Below are 17,633 nucleotides of genomic sequence, written 5' to 3'. Positions count from 1 at the left end.
TTGAGCCCACGTTCGATCGGCCCACGGATCATGGGTCCGCTCGCTCCTCCCCCGGTCGTCCGTCAGGCCGCGTACGACTCCTTGGCCAGGCGGCGGACGCGGGACTCGTCGACGTTGTGGCCGAGGCCCGGCTGGGTGAGCGGCACCGCCACCACCCCACCGGAGGCGCCGACCGGCGGCGTCACGATCTGGGCGCTGCGCGGCGGCTCGGCCACGTCGCACGGCAGGCCGCAGCCCGGCAGGCTGGCCGCGGCGACCGTGGCCGCCCGCGCGAGCCCGCCGCCCTGCCCGCCGGCGCAGGAGATCTCCCAGCCCGCGGCGACGGCGTGGTCGTGGGCCTGGCGCACCTCACGCAGCGACCCCATCGCCGCGGGGCGCAGCAGCAGCGCCCGCCCGGCCCCGGCGGCGATCGCCTCGCACAGCCCGGCCACCGAGGGGACCTCCAGCAGGACCGGCGCGGCGACGCGCTCCTGCAGGTCGGCGTGGTCGGCGAAGCCGGCGGGCCCGGTGAAGGGGCGCTCGATGGCGGAGAGCGTGTAGCCGTCCAGCGCCTCCAGCGCGCCGACGTCGGTGTAGGCGCCGTGGGCGTCGACGCCGATGCCCAGCGCCGGGTACGCCTGGCGGACGGCGCGCAGCGGCTCGATGTCCCAGCCGGGATGGACGTCCAGGGTGACGTGGGTGTACCCCGCGCAGACGTGGCGGTTCACCCGGGCGACCAGGCTGTCCAGGTCGCGTTCGGCGGCGATCCGGACGGTCGCGGTCAGGTAGGTGCGGTTGCCGCCCAGCGCGTGGGCCAGCGGCACGCCGCGCATCCGGGCCCACAGGTCCCAGCAGGCCATGTCGGAGGCGGAGCCCCCGGGGACCACGCCCAGCTCGTCGGGGTGCTCCCAGTCGACGCCGATCAGCGCCCTGCTGAGCCCCTCCTCCATCGCCGCCCACGTCTTGGCGTCGGGATCGACGACCTCGCCCCATCCGGTCATGCCCCCGTAGTCGGTGAGCCGGACCATGAGGCTCTCGGGCCGCCTGCCGTACGGCAGGACCACCCGGAACACTTCGAGCTCACGTACCCGCGGCATGCACTCCCCCTGATCTCCCCGAGGCGCTGAGACACGAATCCCGCCCGAAGGCGGGACTCCGTCTCAACACGGAGGAGAGCGGCGTTCTTCCCACGCTTCAACGGTAGTCGCCGAGAAATCGGATTCCTCCCCGGCCTTCAGGCCGGGGAGGAATCCGGCCTCCCGTGTAGCGGGGCAGAGAAAGACGATTCGCCGTCAGGCGGATCGTCGTCTGCCCCGGGACCACCCGGGCGTGGTCTCGGGGCAGGCAGACGGTCTCAGCGTCGGTTGAGGGCCCCGCGCTCCGCCGCGGCCCGCGTGGCCATGCGTTCACCAAGGTGGGAAAACAGGTCCGCCTGCCAGGCGTCCCTCTAGAAATGGGCCATGACGACGCTCGGTGCTCCGGGGGCCGGGTACGCCCGGTACACCTACCGGCTGCGTCTGTCGTCTGCGGCGCCGGCCGCGTCGATGGCCGAGTGGGATCGGTGCCGGTGGGTGTGGAATGCGTGCGCGGCCGCCTCCCGCGCCGCGCACACGGCCAAGGAGCCCTGCGGCCCGGCCATGCTGGACAAGATGCTCACCGGCTGGCGCGCTGAGTACGCATGGCTGTGTGAGGGCGGATCGGTGCCGCAGCAGCAGATCATCCGCGACTTCGCCAGGTCGCGCGCCAAGGCGCTCAAGGACATCGCAGACCGGCTGCCGATGCGGCGGCGGGCGGGCATGCCGCGGTTCAAGAAGAAGCACCTCGCGGCCCCGACGCTGAACTACACCCGCCGGGGCTTTCGCCTGAAGGAGGGCCGCCTGCACCTGGCCGGAGGCATCGCGGTGACGGTGGTGTGGTCGCGGGACCTGCCCGCCGAGCCGTCCAGCGTGCGGATCCACCGCGACCCCCCTCGGCCACTGGTACGCCTCCTTCGTCGTGCCCGCGCAGACCGGGGAGCTGCCTGCCACCGGCCGGGCGATCGGCATCGACTGGGGCATCAGGGAGATCGCCACCACCACCAGCGACGCCCACGACCTGCCGCACCCCCAGCACGGGCGGACGGCGGCGGCGAAGCTGGCGCGCTATCAGAAGGTGATGGCCCGCCGCAGGCCGCCGAAGGGAAGACCCGCCTCCACCGGCTACCGCAAGGCTGCCCGCCAAGCCGCCAAGGCCCACAGGAAGGTCGCCCGGCAGCGGCAGGACACCGCCCGCAAGTGGGCCAGGAAGGTCGTGCGCGACCACGACGTGCTGGCGGTGGAGGACTTCACCCCGAGGTTCCTGGCGCGCTCCACCATGGCCCGCAAGGCCGCCGACGGCGCGATCGGCGCCACCAGGAAAGCCCTGATCGAGATGGCCCGCAAACACGGCCGGGCCGTTCATCTGATCGACCCCGCGCACACCACCATGGACTGCGCAGGCTGCGGAGCGGGAACCAAGCACGCCCTGCCGCTGTCGGAACGCACCTGCACCTGTACCGCGTGCGGAGCCGTTTCTCCGAGGGACAAGGACTCCGCCCGCGCGATGCTTCTCCGGGCTGGTCTGGACCCGGCCGGCGTCGAGGGCGTAAGACCTGACGGGCCGCCGGCCCGTCAGGCGGCCTGAGCCGGGAATCCCCTCCCTTCAGGGAGGGGAGCAGTCAAGTTCTGACCCTGCCCGCGACGAGTGCCCCGGCCGCCGCCATCAGGGCCACGAGGGCGAAGCAGAGCACGTAGGTGAGGGCCGCGGCGCCGAGGACGGCCTGCACCGCGCCGGCGACCGCGATCGAGACGACGGTGTAGACCGACTCCGCCACGCCCATCGACGCGCTGTTCTCCCCCTCCTCCCCCGGCCGCGACAGCTCCAGGACCAGCACCGACAGCGTCGGGTACACGATCCCGATGCCGAGGCCCGCGATGATCTCGGCGAGGAACGCGAGGGCGACCGGGACCGCCGTGAAGACGGTGACGGCCATCAGCGCGAGGCCCACGGTGATGAGCACCATGCCGGACCGCAGGACGAGCACCCGGTCCATCCGCTTGCGTCCCACCAGCCACGATCCGAACGACCAGCTCAGCGCGCCGCCGGTCAGCGTGAGACCGGCCATGGTGAGCGTCAGGCCGCGCTGCTGGTTGAGCATCAGCGGCAGGAACGCCTCGCCGCCCATGACCGCGCCCGCCGCGATCCCGCGCAACCCGACCACCGCGGGCAGGCCGCGGGCGGCGCGCACCGCGCCGGCGGGCAGCAGCCGGGGCAGCGATCCGGCCAGCAGCGCAAGGCCGGCGAGGAGCAGGAGCAGGCCGGCGCCGCGGGCCGCGCCGCCGTACTGCATGAGCGCCGCACCGGTCGCCGCCAGCATCGCCCAGCCCAGCCGCCGCCCGATCGGGGTCCGCTCCCCCTGCGGCGGCTGCTCCGACATCGGCATGGTGGTCAGGCCCCGCAGGAGCAGCAGCGCGGCCGGGAGGACGAGCACGGCCACGCCGGCGAAGATCCAGCGCCAGCCGGCGCTCTCCACGACGAATCCGGCGACGGCCGGGCCGACCATGGACGGCACCACCCAGGCGGTGGCGAAGACGGAGAACACCCGGGGGTGCAGCTCGGCCGGGTAGACCCGGGAGACCAGCACGTACATCGAGACCTGGAAGACGCCGCCGCCGAACCCCTGGACGAACCGGCCGGCGATGAACACGTCCATCGTCGGTGCGGCCCCCGCCACCACCAGCCCCACGACGAAGGTCGCCACGCCGGTCCACAGCGGCGCGACCGGCCCGGAGACGTCGCTCCACCGCCCGCCCAGCACCGTGGCGACCACCCCGGCCGCCAGCGCCCCGCTGAACGCCAGCGCGTACAGCCCCTGCCCGTGCAGTTCGTCCGCCACGACCGGCATGGCGGTCGCCACCGCCAGGTACTCGAACGCGACAAGGGTGATGATCGCCACCATGCCCACGGTCAGGGCTCGGTGGCGTCTGGCGAAGATCCCCTCCGCCGGAACGGTGGTCGTTACAGAAGTCACAAAAGGGAGATTACGGCGGGCATTCCCGCGCGGCATCGGCCGTACGACCGGACCTTGGTCCTAGGTCCGGTCCTGTCCGCGGGCCGGGACCGGCCGTGGCCTGAGACCGGATTCCGCGGCGCGAAGGCGGTGCGAGGCGCCCGGCGGGGACGGGGCCGCCGTGCCCGTCCCCGCCGGTGGTCAGGTGGCCGCGCGGCCCAGCTCCCGCTCGGCCCACCCGCCGATGTCGCGCCGCTCGATCGCGGCGGCCATCAGGCCGGGGAAGGCGTCGGGGGTGCAGGCGAACGCGGGAACGCCCAGCGCGGCCAGCGCGGCGGCGTTGTCACGGTCGTAGAAGGGCGCGCCCTCGTCCGACAGCGCGAGCAGCACGATCACCTGGACCCCGGCCGCCGTCATCTGCGCGACCCGGCGCAGCATCTCCTCCCGCACGCCGCCCTCGTACAGGTCGCTGATCAGGATGAAGATGGAGTCGGTGGGCCGGGTGATGAGACTCTGGCCGTAGGCGATGGCGCGGTTGATGTCGGTGCCGCCGCCGAGCTGGGTGCCGAACAGCAGCTCCACCGGGTCGTGGAGCTGGTCGGTGAGGTCGACGACCGAGGTGTCGAAGACCACCAGCGACGTCCGCAGCGAGCGCATCGAGGCGAGGACCGCGCCGAAGACGCTGGAATAGACGACGGAGGCCGCCATCGACCCGCTCTGGTCGATGCACAGCACGACCTCGCGCTGGACGGCGCGCTGCCGCCTGCCGTACCCGACCAGCCTGGAGGGCACCACGGTGCCGCGCTCGGGCAGGTAGTTCTTGAGGTTCGCCCGGATCGTACGGTCCCAGTCGATGTCGGCGACCCGCCTGGGGCGGTGGGTCCGCGCCGAGCGGTCCAGCGCCCCGGTGACGGCCGCCCTGGTCTTCTGGGTGAGCCGCCGTTCCAGCTCCGCGACGACCTTGCGGACCACCGCCCGGGCCGACTCGCGCGCCCGCTCCGGCATCACCCGGTTCAGCGACAGGAGGGTGCCGACCAGGTGCACGTCCGGCTCGACGGCCTCCAGCATCTCCGGCTCCAGCAGCAGCCGGGTGAGGTTCAGCCGCTCGACGGCGTCCTTCTGCATGACCTGGACGACGGTCGAGGGGAAGTAGGAGCGGATGTCGCCCAGCCAGCGCGCCACCTTGGGCGCCGAGGCGCCCAGACCGCCGCTCCGCTCCCCCTGGCCCTCGCCGCCGTCGTGGTTGTAAAGAGCGGCCAGGGCGCCGTCCATCCGGGCGTCGGCGCCGGACAGCGCGCACCCGGTGCCGTCGGCGTCCCCGCCGAGCACGAGCCGCCAGCGGCGCAGCCTCTCGTCGGCCGCCGGATCGACGTCTCCGCGGGCGGTCATGGGGTCTCCGTTCTTCCCAGCAGCGCCAGCACGGTCCGCACCGCGGCGGCCGCGCGTGCCTCGTCGATCTCGTCGGCCGCGGCGGCGGCCGTCTCCCGGGTGCCGAGCGCTCGGACCCGGGAGCCGATCGAGCGCCGTTCCGGCGCGGCGAAAGCGCCGAACGTCCTGCGCAGCAGCGGCAGTACGTCCACGAACGTCTCCGGGGCGAGGCCGGCCAGCCACCCGTCGACCAGCCCGAGCAACCGGGCGTCGTGGACGAGCAGCAGGCCGCCGCCGGACAGGAAGCCCTCGATCCAGGCCGCCGCGCGGGCCGGCGGGTGCCCCGCCGACATGGACAGCGCCATCCGCCGGCCCGCCTCCGCGTCGTCGAGGTCGCCGGCGTCCAGCAGGATCCTGGTGAGCCGTCCCTCGATCAGCCCGTGCAGGCCGGAACGGCCGGACAGGCCGCGCAGCGCGGCCGTCCACCGGCCGCGCGGCGTCTCGTCACCGGAGACGCCGCCGGCGGGGCCGTCGTCGAGGAGGGCGACGGCCGCGTGCACCTCGTCGATGTGGCGCAGCAGGTCACGGGCGGCGTCGTCGTCCAGGCCGGTGACCGCCGCGCCCAGCCCGACGCAGATCCGGGTGAGCAGGGCGTCGACGATCGCGGTCAGGCCCTCGGCGGGCGTGCCGCGCACGTCGCCGTAGCGCCGGGCGCGCACCATCGCCGGGAGCGCGGCCATCAGGTGCGTGACGTCGTTGTCGAGCGCCGCCCGCGCCGCCAGCGCGTCGAGGACGTACGGCAGCGCGTCCGGCAGGTCGGCCAGCAGGCACCGCTCGACGAGCCCGGTGAGGTCGGCCAGCGACCCCCGGCCGGACCCCGGCCCGCCGTCCGCCAGGTCGCGGGCCCGCGCGGAGGCCGCGGCCGGGACGGTGGTGCCCCAGGCGCCCGCCCCGATCAGGTCGACGTCGAACTCCGGCCGCCAGGCGAGCGTCCACGACTCGCGGAAGGTGCCCTTGCCGCGGCTGCGCGCCGGGACGCCCCAGTCGACGCCGAGCAGCCGCAGCCGGTGCAGCAGTCCGCTGCGGTCGAGGTCGAGGGGTTTGCGCAGGTCGAGGTCCAGCTCACGGTCCAGGGCCTCCGGCTTGAGCCGGAGACGCCGCTGCTCCTCGCGCAGGTGGCGCTGGAGCGGCACCATCGGCGTCGAGTCGGGGACGTGGCCGAGCCGCTCCCCCACGGCCATGCGCCGCCGGATCAGCTCCACCGGCAGGTCGTCGCCCTCGCACAGCACGGCCCGGGCCGCCTCGGTGACCTCCGCGAGCCCGGCCAGGGGCCGGCCGCGCAGCACGGCCAGGCTCCCGGCCAGCCGTACCGCCTCGATGACGTGCGCCGAGGAGACCGGCAGGCCCTCGTCGCGCAGCACGCCCGCGGCGGCGGCCAGCCACCGCTCCACCGGGCGGTCGGCGGAGGCGAACAGGTGGTGGTACCAGCCCGGTGACGTCACCCCGGCGCCGTAGCCGCTCCAGGAGGCCAGCCTGCCGTACGTCCACGGCACCCAGGTGATCTCGGCCTTGACCTTGGGCAGCCCCCGCAACAGGGCGTCGTCGGCCTTGACCGGGGGCAGCCCGGCGCCCCAGGCGCCGCCCCCGCCGGGGACGCCGGTCAGGGCGGGGACGTGCCAGGCGCCGCAGACGACGGCGATCCGCTCGAACCCCTCCTTGACGGCCCTGCGGATCGTGCGCCGCATGTACGCCTCACGGCGGGCCTCGCGGGCGTCGGGGACGTGCCCGTCGCGGACCGCCGCCATCGCCTCGGCGATCACCTCGAACGGCGTGTCGCCCCGGTGCTCGACCGCGTCCTCCCACCAGCGTTCCGGATCGTCGTATCCGGCGGCGCGGGCGAGGGCCGCGATCGGGTCGACCGGTACGGCCGGCGCGACCGCTCCGGGCCCGCCCTCGCCGGGGTCTCCGTCGGCGGGGCCGTCCGGTGAGCCGTCCCGGTCGAGGGCGAGGCCGTGGGCGGCGGGCAGGTCGCAGAAGCGGACCGGGACGCCCGTCCGCACGGCGTGCCGGATCGCCTGCCATTCGGGGGAGAACTCCGCGAACGGCCAGAACGCCGCCCTGGCCGGCTCTCCGGGCACGTGGGCCAGCAGCGCGACCGGGGGCCGGAGGTCCGGGTCGGCGGCCAGCCCGGCCAGCGCGTCCGCCTCGGGCGGCCCCTCGATGAGCACGATGTCCGGCTTGAGGCGTTCGAGCTCGTCTCTCAGGGATCGCGCGGACCCCGGCCCGTGATGCCGGATCCCCAGCACCGAAACGCTCATCGGCCGCCCCCGGCCCCGGCGGGCGGCGCCGCCTCAGTCCGCATCGCGGCAGGCCCGGTAGAAGTCGCGCCAGTCCTCGCGTTCACGGACGACGGTCTCGAGGTATTCGCGCCAGACGACGCGGTCGGAGACCGGGTCCTGGACGACGGCGCCGACGATCCCGGCGGCGACGTCGGAGGGGCGCAGCACCCCGTCGCCGAAGTGCGCGGCCAGGGCGATGCCGTTGGTGAGGACGGAGATCGCCTCGGCGGTGCTGAGCGTGCCGCTGGGCGACTTGACCTTGGTGCGGCCGTCCTCGGTGACGCCGGCGCGCAGCTCGCGGAAGACCGTGACGACGCGGCGGATCTCGGCGAGGCCGGTCAGGGTCTCGGGCAGCTCCAGGGAGCGGCCGAGCTGCTCGACGCGGCGCGAGACGATGTCCACCTCCTCCTCGGCGGTGGCCGGGACCGGCAGCACGACGGTGTTGAACCTGCGGCGCAGCGCGCTGGACAGCTCGTTGACGCCCCGGTCGCGGTCGTTGGCGGTGGCGATGACGTTGAAACCGCGCGCGGCCTGCACCTCCTCGTTGAGCTCGGGGATCGGCAGCGTCTTCTCCGACAGCACGGTGATCAGCGCGTCCTGGACGTCGGAGGGCATGCGGGTCAGCTCCTCCACCCGGGCGATACGGCCCTCGGCCATCGCACGCATCACCGGGCTCGGGGTGATCGCCTCGCGGGACGGCCCCTCGGCGAGCAGCCGGGCGTAGTTCCAGCCGTAGCGGACGGCCTCCTCGGCGGTGCCGGCCGTGCCCTGCACCAGGAGCGTCGAGTCGCCGCTGATCGCGGCGGCCAGGTGCTCCGACAGCCAGGTCTTGGCGGTGCCGGGCACGCCGAGCAGCAGCAGCGCGCGGTCGGTGGCGAGGGTGGCCACGGCGACCTCCACGATGCGCCGGGGGCCGATGTACTTGGGGGTGACCGCCTCGCCGTCGCCCATGACGTACGTCGTCACCGCCCACGGCGACAGCTTCCAGCCCGGCGGCCGGGGCCGGTCGTCGTCCTTCGCGAGGATCTCCAGCTCGTCCGCGAACTGGTCTTCGGCGTGGGCCCGCAGAACCGTTGTCAAGAAAGCTCCTTCACCATGTCGTAGCGGAAACGCAGGAGGGCGGCGACCTCCTGGACGGGCGGTTCGGGCGAGAGCCGCTCGGCCTCGCCGTACAGGGCCGGGTCGACGCGCTCGCCGGCGAGCCTGGTCAGCTCGCCGAGGTTCCAGGGCTGCGTGCCGGAGACCTCGATGATCTTCTCCAGCACGGCGGACGCCAGCTCGGGCCCCCAGGGCGCGGCGGCGCCCCCGAGGACCATGATCAGCTGCCCGTCGAGGCCGTGCCGCCGGACGAAGCCGGCGGCGACGCGCTCCCGCTCGGCGGCGGGCAGTACGGCCAGCAGGTCGGCGAGCGGGTCGTGGGCGAACAGCTCCCGCGCCCACTCGGGGTCGCCCTGCAGGACGGCGGCCCGCACCCATCCCGCCATGACCTCGCGCCCCCAGTCGGTGATCCTCATGCGGACGAGCTCGCCGGGCGGGCGGCCGAGCAGCCGCGGCCACACCCCGAGCGGGGTGCGCGCCACCGCCTGCTGGAGCCACCAGCTCCGCTCGCCGGTGCCGTGCGGCGGCCTGGCGCGGATGCCGTCGCGTTCCGTCGCGGCGTCGCAGGCGGTGGGCGGGGTGACGCGGATCCGGCCGTCCTCGACGGCGAACCACCCCGTGACCCGCTCGGCCATCCGCGCGGCCAGCCGCGAGCCGGGCAACCGGGTGAGCAGGTCGGCGGCCAGCTGGCGGACCTCCCGGCGGCGGTCGTCGAGGGCGGCCTCCAGGAACGGCTCGTCGTCCGGCGAGAGCCGGTCGGCGAGGATCTCCAGGAACGCCGCGCGGTCGTCGGGGGTCTCCTTCGCCCACCCCCGGGCGAGCAGGCTCCTGGCCGCCGCCGGGTCGGCCGCCCGCAGCGCGGCCAGGAAGGCGCGGCGGTCGCCGGGGGCGCCCAGCTCCCAGACGTCCGGCGCGCCGCCGGAGCCGCCGGGGACGACGCCGGCCCCGGCCGGGACGGTGGGGACGGGGGCGGTGGGCTCATTCAGCAGGAAGCCCCAGGCGGGGTTGAGACCGGCCAGCCACCGGCCCCGGTTTCCGGCGAGGACGCCGAGATGGGGCCGGATCGACCGGTCGCGGGCGGCCTGGTCGAGGAGCTCGGGCAGCAGGTGCGGCGGGACACGGCGGCCGTGCCCGGCCGCGACGCGCAGCCACTCGGGAAGCAGCCTCGGCTGCTCGCCGCCGAGGATCCGGGCGAGCCGGTCGGCCGCCGGGCGGGAGACCACCGGCCGGTCCTCGGGCGGGGCGGCGGCCACCGGCTCGGCGGCCAGGGGGCGGCGGCCCGCCCGCATCCGCACGGTCTGCACGGCGGCGCGTTCGAGCAGTTCGGCCTCCGGGGCAGCCGTACCGGCCAGGGGACGGCGGTCGGTGCCGACCAGCGCGGTGGAGACCAGCTCCTCCCATTCGGGCGGGGCGTTCACCAGGACCTCCCGGGGATCGTCCCGGCCCGCGAGCCGGGACGGGCGGAACGGACAGGACGGACGGAACAAACAGAATGGGCGGGGCGGGCGGTCACAGGACGATCACCCGTCCTTCCTCGTCCCAGGCGGTGAGGGGGCGCAGTCCCTCCGGGGTCCATTCGGCGGCGACGGTCAGCGGGTGGCCGCCGGAGGCGGCGATCAGCCGCCAGGGCGTGCCGCAGGCGGGGTGCAGCGCCAGCGCGCCGTCCGGGCCGGTCAGCGCCCGCAGGCCGCTCCCGGCGGGGACCACCGCGTCGAGCACCACGGGCCAGGAGTCGGTCCAGGGGTCCGCGGCGAGGGCGCGGGCCACCTCGTCCAGCGCCCCGTCCACCGTGGAGCCCGGCGGGGGGCCGGCGGAGACACCGGGGGCATGGTCGTGGCGGGCGGCGACCAGGGCGCGCAGCGGGCACGAGCCGGGGTAGAACGCCAGGTCGGCGTCCAGGGTCGTGCCGGTGACGAGGGAGGCGTCGAGGGCCTGGCCGACCGGGGCGAACGACAGGACGAGCGCGGCCCGGCCGGTGGACCGGCCGCGCAGCCAGACCCGGCGGGCGGTGATCCGGTCGTGCTCGGTGTCGCGGCGCCCGAGGACGTCCCACCGGTCGCGGACCGGCTCGCCGGCCAGGACCTCCTCCTTGGCGACGGGGAAGCCGACCCGCTCGCGGACCGTCCGCAGCAGCGCGGCGTCGAGCCCGCCCCCCGCGTCCGCCGGACCGACAGCCGTGCCCGCCGGGCCGACGGACGGGTCCACCGAACCGACGGTCGCGTCCGCCGGACCGACAGCCGTGCCCGCCGGATCGGCGGCCGGGGTGAGGCGCCGGTGGGCCACGGCCAGCAGGTGCAGCAGGGCGTACTCGCCGAGGAGGCGGGCGGGCCAGTCGTCGCCGGTCAGCACCGCGCCCAGGCGGGAGACGGCTCCGGCGACGGCCGGGGCCTGGGCGTCGACGAGGCGTTTGGCGAGGTCGTCCCACTGGTCGTGCCGCCGGGAGGTGGCGAGACCCTGCCTGACCCGGTCGGCGAGCCAGCGCTCCAGCTCCGCGAGGCCCGCCGCCACGCGCCGCTCGCGCTGCGCGGCCCGCCGGGCGTCGGCGGGGCCCGGCCCGGCCGCCACGGCCGCGCCGCCCGCCCGGCCCGCGCCGGCCTCGCCGCCCGTCACCGCCTCGCCGTCGCCCGCGTCATCGCCGCCCGCCGGGGCGGACGCCCGGACCGCCGTCCTGGCCGCGCGGTCGCGCCGCCGGTCGAGCCACTCCGCGGCCCAGTCGGCGGGCTCGGCGGCGTCCGGGACGCCGCCGGCCGACCACAGCAGGAGCAGGCCGAGGGCGTGCTTGCAGGGGAACTTCCGGCTCGGGCAGCTGCAGCGGTAGGCGGGCTCGGACAGGTCCACGCACGCCAGGTAGGGCTTGGAGCCGCTGCCCCTGCACTCTCCCCACAGCGCGTCCGCCGTGACCCCGGCGCCCGACCACTTGCCAGGGGAGGAGACCCCCTGGGCCGCCTTCTGAGACGACGCGTCGGGCGCGAGGGCCAGCACCTGGTCCCGGTTCCACCGTTCGGTCACGTCCCGAACGCTAGCCAGCCCCACCGACAAATCCCCACCCCGCCGGCGCCGTCCCTCCCCCGCGCATCCGGTTCCCCTGGAGCGTCGTCCTCCCCCGTCCCTCCCACCCCCGGCACGGCGCGTCGGCCGGGGTGTGACGGCGCGGCCCGCTACGGGGACAATGCCGTCAGAGAACCCACACGAGGAGGTCGACGGTGACCGGCGAGATCAGCTCCGTGATCGGTGGCAAGCAGGCGGCGGGCGGCACGGACTACGACTCGATCAACCCCTCCCGCGTCGACGAGGTGGTCGCGCGGATCCGGCTGGCCGACGCGGAGACGTTCTCCTCCGCCTGCCGTACGGCGGCCGCGGCGCAGCGGGAGTGGGCGCGCGTCCCCGCGCCCGTCCGGGGGCGGGTGATCGCGTCGATCGGGCGGCTGGTGGAGGCCAACGCCGAGTCCCTGGCCCGGCTGGTGACGCGCGAGATCGGCAAGCCGTACGCCGAGGCGCTGGGCGAGGTCCGCGAGATCGTCGACACCTGCGACTTCTTCCTCGGCGAGGGGCGGCGCCTCTACGGGCAGACGGTGCCCTCGGAGATGCCGGACAAGAACCTGTTCACCTTCCGGGTCCCGGTCGGGGTGGCCGCGGTGATCACGGCGGGCAACTTCCCGGTCGCGGTGCCGTCGTGGTACCTGGTGCCCGCGCTGCTGGCCGGGAACGCGGTCGTGTGGAAACCGGCCGAGTACGCCGCGGCGTCCGCCGAGGCGCTGTACCGGCTGTTCGCCGCCTCGGGGCTGCCCGACGGCGTGCTGAACCTGGTGTTCGCCGACGGCGCCGCGACGTTCGAGGGCCTTGAGGCGGCGCTGGACGAGGGCACGGTGCACAAGGTCGGGTTCACCGGCTCCACCGAGGTGGGCCGGAGGATCGGCGAGCTGTGCGGACGCCACCTGCAGTCGCCCTGCCTCGAACTCGGCGGCAAGAACCCGATGGTGGTGGCGGCCGACGCCGACCTCGACCTGGCGGTGGAGGGGGCGCTGTTCTCCGGGTTCGGCACGGCCGGGCAGCGCTGCACCTCCCTGGGCACGGCCATCGTGCACGAGAGCGTCCACGACGAGTTCCTCGGCCGCCTCACGCGCGCGCTGGCCGCCGCCGGGATCGGCGACCCGGCGGGCGACGTGCTGTGCGGGCCGCTCCTCGACCACAGGTTCGCCTCCCGCTACGAGGAGTATCTCGGCTGGATCCAGCCGCACCACAGGGTCGTCTCCGGCCCGACCGGGCGGATCACCGCCGGCAACCCGCGCGGGGACTTCACCGGTGAGGGCGGCCTGTACTACCACCCGGTGATCGTGGACGGCGTGCGCCCCGGCGATCGGCTGTTCCTGGAGGAGACCTTCGGTCCGATCATCGGCGTGACCTCCTTCTCGACCCTGGGGGAGGCGCTGGAGCTGGCCAACCGTCCCGGGTACGGGCTCTCCTCCTCCGTCTACACCACCGACCCCGCGACGGCCTTCCGGTTCCGCGAGGGCATCGGGGCGGGCATGGTCAGCGTGAACAACTCCACCTCCGGGGCCGAGGCGCACCTGCCCTTCGGCGGGAACGGCAGGTCCGGCAACGGCAGCCGTCAGTCGGGGATGTGGGTGCTGGACCAGTTCACCCGCTGGCAGGCGATGAACTGGGACCACTCCGGCAGGTTGCAGAAGGCCCAGATGGACGTGGTGGAGATCGTGCCGGACGTGAACTTCCGCCTTTGAATTTGCCGTTCCGGGGGGTTCTCCCCATCGGAAGCGCGGCATCCCCTTTGCGAGGGGCACGACGGCCCGCGCCGTACTCCGGGAGCTCCGGGGAACGGCCGGGCCGTCGCGCGCCCGGCGGCCGTCAGGCGTGCCGGGGCACGTGGGAGGCCGTGAGCTGCGGCGCGGCCTCTCACGGTCTGCACGGCGCGGCCTGCGGGCCCGCCCGGATCAGTCATGGGTTTCACCATTCGAGACGTTCTCTCTTGGTATATGAGATTGCTGTTACGGTCGATCCGTCCGGCACCCGGCCGACCGAGGAAGTGATCTCCCCATGACAGCTGAGCACGCGGTGTACACCCACGGCCATCACGAGTCCGTGCTGCGGTCCCACAGGTGGCGGACCGCGGAGAACTCCGCCGCCCATCTCCTGCCGCACCTGAGGCCGGGGATGTCCCTGCTGGACGTCGGCTGCGGCCCCGGGACCATCACCGTGGACCTGGCCGGGCGGGTCGCGCCGGGGACGACCACCGCGGTGGAGGTCACCGCGGAGGCGCTGGCGCTGGGCCGCGCGGAGGCCGGGCGGCGGGGCGCCTCCGGTGTCGAGTTCGCCGTCTCCGACGTGCACGCGCTGGACTTCCCCGACGACACCTTCGACGTCGTCCACGCCCATCAGGTCCTGCAGCACGTCGGCGACCCCGTACGGGCGCTGCGGGAGATGCGCAGGGTGTGCCGGCCGGGCGGGATCGTGGCGGTGCGCGACAGTGACTACGCCGCGTTCGCCTGGTTCCCCCGGCTGCCCGAGCTGGACGAGTGGATGGACCTCTACCGGCGGGTGGCCAGGGCGTGCGGCGGCGAGCCGGACGCGGGGCGGCGGCTGCTGTCGTGGGCGCGCGCGGCCGGTTTCACCGACATCACCGCCACCTCCTCGACCTGGTGCTTCGCCACGCCCGAGGACCGCGCCTGGTGGGGCGGGATGTGGGCCGAACGGGTCCTGCGTTCGGACATGGCCCGTCATGCCCTGTCCTCGGGAGCCGCCACCGAGGACGACCTGCGCCGCCTGTCCGAGGGCTGGCTGAGGTGGGCGGGCGACGAGGACGGCTGGCTGTCGCTGCTCCACGGCGAGCTGGTCTGCCGCGCCTGAGCGCCGGCCCCCCGCCGGCCGGCGGGGGGCCGGCCGGGGACGTCAGGCGGGAGCGGGGCGCCGGCCCGGGGCGGCGGCCGGGCCCTCCCCCGCGCCGCAGTACCGCGCCGCCCGGCCGATGATCCGGTAGACGCAGCCGGAGTACTCCAGGAAGCGGAGCACGGCCTCCCGGTTGCGGGCGGTCTGCGCGGCGATCCGCCGGCCGGGCGGGTAGAAGCCGGGGGCGCCGCGGGCCGGGTACATCTCGAAGGTGTAGCTGAAGATCTTGAAGGTGCCCCACATCCAGTCGCCGAGCGTGCCGTCCATGACGTAGCGGTCGCCGGCCTGGCGGGGGGTGTAGCCGTTGACGGCGGCCATGCTCCGGCCGAGCGCGGCGTACGCCGCGCGGTCGTCCCGGGTCAGACCCGGGGCGGTGTCGGCGCGGGTGTGGCCGTACGGCCACATGATCATCTCGCCGTAGGAGTGCCAGTCGATGTGCGCCCTGATCTGCTGGACGCCGTCCACCACGCGGCCGCGCACCCAGTCGGCGACCGCCCTGACCTCGGGGGCCGACTCGCTCGCCGGACCCCGGTAGGTCTGGGCGGCGGGCGAGCCCGAGGAGCCGCCGCAGCAGCCCCACCGGTAGGGCCAGTTGCGGTTCAGGTCGGTGCCCACGGCGGAGGAGCCCGGGGCGGGCTGGCGGTTCTTGCGCCAGCCGCGGCGGGAGCCGCCCGCGAGGTCGTACTCGCCGCCGTCGGGGTTGAGGTCCGGCATGATCCAGATCTCGTGCCCGTCGACCAGTCCGGTGATCCGCTCGTCCCGGCCGTAGCCCTCGGTGAGCAGGTGGAGGAGGTGGAGCGCCATCTCGACGGTGAGGTGCTCCCGGGCGTGCTGGTGGTGGGTGAACAGGACCTCGGGCTCGTCCTCGTCCACGGCGACGTTGTCACTGATCTTGACGACGATCAGGTCGCGGCCCTCGTAGGAGGTGCCGTAGACGGCGCTGCGGGCGATGCCGGGGTGCGCCGCGACGATCCGGCCCGCCTCCGCCACCGTCTCGGCGTAGGAGTGGTACCCGGAGCCGCCCGCCGGGGAGCCGGGGAGCGAGGCGCGGGAGACCGGGGCCCGGGAGGCCTGGGCGCGGGGAGCCGGGGCATGAAGGACCGGGGCATGGAGGGCAGGGACACGGAGCGCCGGACCAGGGAGGGCCGGGACATGAAGGACCGGAGTATGAAGGGCAGGGTCACGGAGCGCCGGGCCAGGGAGGGCCAGGGCATGGAGGGCCGGGGCGTGGAGGGCGGTCCCGCCCAGGCACGTCAGGGCCAGGAGTGTGCGCGCCACGGTCGGCCGGCGTCTCATCGGTGTCCTCCGGACACCGATCCAAGCGGCCGCCGCGCGTCCGCGCCGGGAGACGGGCGGAGCCGTTGACGGATGATGACCCGCATTTCGGCTCCGGCGCACCCGGCCCGGGGGGAGCGGTCCCGATCCGCCCGGCGCCGGCCGGGAGGGCCGGGGCACGGGCCGGTCGCGGAACCGTGGCCGTCGTCAGAAGTCGACCTCGAACCAGAGGGTACGGGGGCCGCCGTGGCAGCCGTCGTCGACGCCCCAGCGGCCGGCGAGCAGGTCGACCAGGAACATCCCGCGGCCGCTCTCCGCGTCGGGGTCGTTGCGCACGTGCGGCGCCGAGGCGCCCGAGCCGGCGTCGGAGACCTCGACGAGGACGACCCCGGCCCCGAGCTCCACGGTCATCGTGACCGCGCCGCCGCCGCCCGACCCGGAGTGCACGACCGAGTTGGTGACCACCTCGCTGACGAGGAGGACGACGTCCTCGTACGCGGGGTGGCACTCCCCCAGGAGCTCCCGGACCCGGCGCCGGGCCACCGACACCGATTCCGGGACGCCCCGCAGGGTGAGTGCTAATCGAGGTTGAACCGTCTGCTGCCGCGTTGTCATGATCGGCCTCGCTCCCCGGACCCGCACATTCCCATGCGCGTCGCGCTCTGAGATGGCACACTCACTCACGGTGAACTGTTCTACCAGGGACTTCAATAGCTCATATTGAAATTCCACAGTTTTCTTGTCCAAGGACGGAGATACGTGCATGGCTACCCGGCGCAGCCCGACAGCTCGGCATCGCCGTCTCATGGCCGAGTTGACGCGGTTGAGGGAGGACAGCGGGCTGTCACGGGCGGAGGTGGCGGAGCGGATCGGCTCCACCGACACCACCGTCTGGAGATACGAGACGGGTCTCACCCGTCCCAAACCCTCCGACGTGGCGGCCCTCACCGATGTGTACGGCGTGACGGGCGCGGCCCGGGAGACCCTGGTGCAGATGGCCAGGGAGGCCCGGCAGCGTGGCTGGTGGCATCGCCACCGGCAGACTCTGAAACCCGGCTTCGACTCGTACATCGGGCTGGAGGCGGAGGCGTCGGTGGTGCGCTCCTACGAGCCACTGGTCGTCCCCGGCCTGATGCAGACCGAGGCCTACGCGCGTGCCGTCATCGAGGTGACCACCGTGACCCACGCCCCTCCTGAAGTCGATGAGAAGGTCACCGTACGCATCTCGCGCCAGCAGTTGCTGCACGGCCCCGGCGAGCCGATCCAGCTCGTCTCCGTGCTCGACGAGGCGGTGCTCCGCCGCCAGGTCGGCGGGCCGAAGGTGATGCGCGAGCAACTGGAGCACCTCGTCGATCTCGGCAAACTGCCCAACGTGGAGATCCGGGTCATCCCGTTCTCCGCGGGGGCGCACGCCGCGATGGACGGCCCGTTCTGCCTGCTGGGCTTTCCCGAGCCCGGCGATCTCGACCTGGTCTATCTGGAGCAGGCGGCGAGCGGGCTCGTCCTGGAGGATCCGGACGAGGTGCGCCGGTACACGCTCATGTTCGGGAGCCTCACCGCGATGGCTCTCAGGGCGGACGCCTCGGCCGCCTTCATCGCGGAGCTGGCGAAGAAATGTTCCAACCAGCGATAGGAAGAAAGAGTGC

13 protein-coding genes are annotated in these 17,633 nt (G+C 74.6%); 4 read left to right on the top strand and 9 right to left on the bottom strand.

Annotation, left to right across the window (positions count from 1 at the left end; translation table 11 throughout):
• Positions 1–62 precede the first annotated feature (62 nt).
• On the bottom strand, positions 63–1,076 hold the full coding sequence (locus HDA43_RS29075) for an enolase C-terminal domain-like protein (protein WP_179827311.1): 1,014 nt from the start codon (positions 1,074–1,076) through the stop codon (positions 63–65).
• A gap of 898 nt (positions 1,077–1,974) precedes the next feature.
• Between HDA43_RS29075 and HDA43_RS35525 the strand changes: the two genes are divergently transcribed.
• Positions 1,975–2,640: an RNA-guided endonuclease TnpB family protein gene (locus tag HDA43_RS35525; protein ID WP_312873594.1), complete on the top strand. Its 666-nt coding sequence runs from the start codon at positions 1,975–1,977 to the stop codon at positions 2,638–2,640.
• Positions 2,641–2,674: 34 nt separating this feature from the next.
• Here HDA43_RS35525 and HDA43_RS29065 read toward each other — a convergent pair whose 3' ends face one another.
• From HDA43_RS29065 to HDA43_RS29040, 6 genes are all read right to left on the bottom strand, one after another.
• Positions 2,675–4,027, bottom strand: a complete 1,353-nt coding sequence (locus HDA43_RS29065; RefSeq protein WP_312873593.1) for an MFS transporter — start codon at positions 4,025–4,027, stop codon at positions 2,675–2,677.
• A gap of 180 nt (positions 4,028–4,207) precedes the next feature.
• Positions 4,208–5,395, bottom strand: coding sequence for a VWA domain-containing protein (locus HDA43_RS29060; protein WP_179827309.1), 1,188 nt, complete (start codon positions 5,393–5,395; stop codon positions 4,208–4,210).
• Positions 5,392–7,692 (bottom strand): DUF5682 family protein, encoded by a 2,301-nt coding sequence (locus tag HDA43_RS29055; RefSeq protein WP_179827307.1) that lies wholly within the window; start codon positions 7,690–7,692, stop codon positions 5,392–5,394. Before HDA43_RS29055 ends, HDA43_RS29060 begins: the two co-directional genes overlap by 4 nt.
• 33 nt (positions 7,693–7,725) lie before the next feature.
• Positions 7,726–8,793, bottom strand: a complete 1,068-nt coding sequence (locus HDA43_RS29050; protein WP_179827306.1) for an ATP-binding protein — start codon at positions 8,791–8,793, stop codon at positions 7,726–7,728.
• On the bottom strand, positions 8,790–10,229 hold the full coding sequence (locus tag HDA43_RS29045) for a DUF5691 domain-containing protein (RefSeq protein ID WP_179827303.1): 1,440 nt from the start codon (positions 10,227–10,229) through the stop codon (positions 8,790–8,792). The genes HDA43_RS29050 and HDA43_RS29045 overlap by 4 nt, the downstream gene beginning before the upstream one ends.
• A gap of 91 nt (positions 10,230–10,320) precedes the next feature.
• On the bottom strand, positions 10,321–11,820 hold the full coding sequence (locus HDA43_RS29040; RefSeq protein WP_179827301.1) for an SWIM zinc finger family protein: 1,500 nt from the start codon (positions 11,818–11,820) through the stop codon (positions 10,321–10,323).
• Between the two features lie 194 nt (positions 11,821–12,014).
• On the opposite strand from HDA43_RS29040, the gene HDA43_RS29035 reads away from it, so the two are divergent.
• Positions 12,015–13,550 (top strand): aldehyde dehydrogenase family protein, encoded by a 1,536-nt coding sequence (locus HDA43_RS29035; protein WP_179827300.1) that lies wholly within the window; start codon positions 12,015–12,017, stop codon positions 13,548–13,550.
• A 313-nt stretch (positions 13,551–13,863) separates the two neighbouring features.
• Positions 13,864–14,673: a class I SAM-dependent methyltransferase gene (locus HDA43_RS29030; RefSeq protein ID WP_218912673.1), complete on the top strand. Its 810-nt coding sequence runs from the start codon at positions 13,864–13,866 to the stop codon at positions 14,671–14,673.
• A gap of 42 nt (positions 14,674–14,715) precedes the next feature.
• On the opposite strand, the gene HDA43_RS29025 is transcribed toward HDA43_RS29030, so the two are convergent.
• Together HDA43_RS29025 and HDA43_RS29020 are read right to left on the bottom strand one after the other, a co-directional pair.
• On the bottom strand, positions 14,716–15,702 hold the full coding sequence (locus HDA43_RS29025; RefSeq protein WP_312873592.1) for a M14 family metallopeptidase: 987 nt from the start codon (positions 15,700–15,702) through the stop codon (positions 14,716–14,718).
• A gap of 492 nt (positions 15,703–16,194) precedes the next feature.
• On the bottom strand, positions 16,195–16,602 hold the full coding sequence (locus tag HDA43_RS29020; RefSeq protein ID WP_179827297.1) for an ATP-binding protein: 408 nt from the start codon (positions 16,600–16,602) through the stop codon (positions 16,195–16,197).
• A gap of 190 nt (positions 16,603–16,792) precedes the next feature.
• On the opposite strand from HDA43_RS29020, the gene HDA43_RS29015 reads away from it, so the two are divergent.
• Positions 16,793–17,620: a helix-turn-helix domain-containing protein gene (locus HDA43_RS29015; RefSeq protein ID WP_229810954.1), complete on the top strand. Its 828-nt coding sequence runs from the start codon at positions 16,793–16,795 to the stop codon at positions 17,618–17,620.
• Positions 17,621–17,633: the final 13 nt, after the last annotated feature.

Source organism: Streptosporangium sandarakinum, assembly GCF_013409935.1.
GTDB classification, from domain to species: domain Bacteria; phylum Actinomycetota; class Actinomycetes; order Streptosporangiales; family Streptosporangiaceae; genus Streptosporangium; species Streptosporangium nondiastaticum.
Note: the sequence above shows the minus strand (reverse complement) of the source record. Positions and strands in the feature narration are given on the sequence as shown.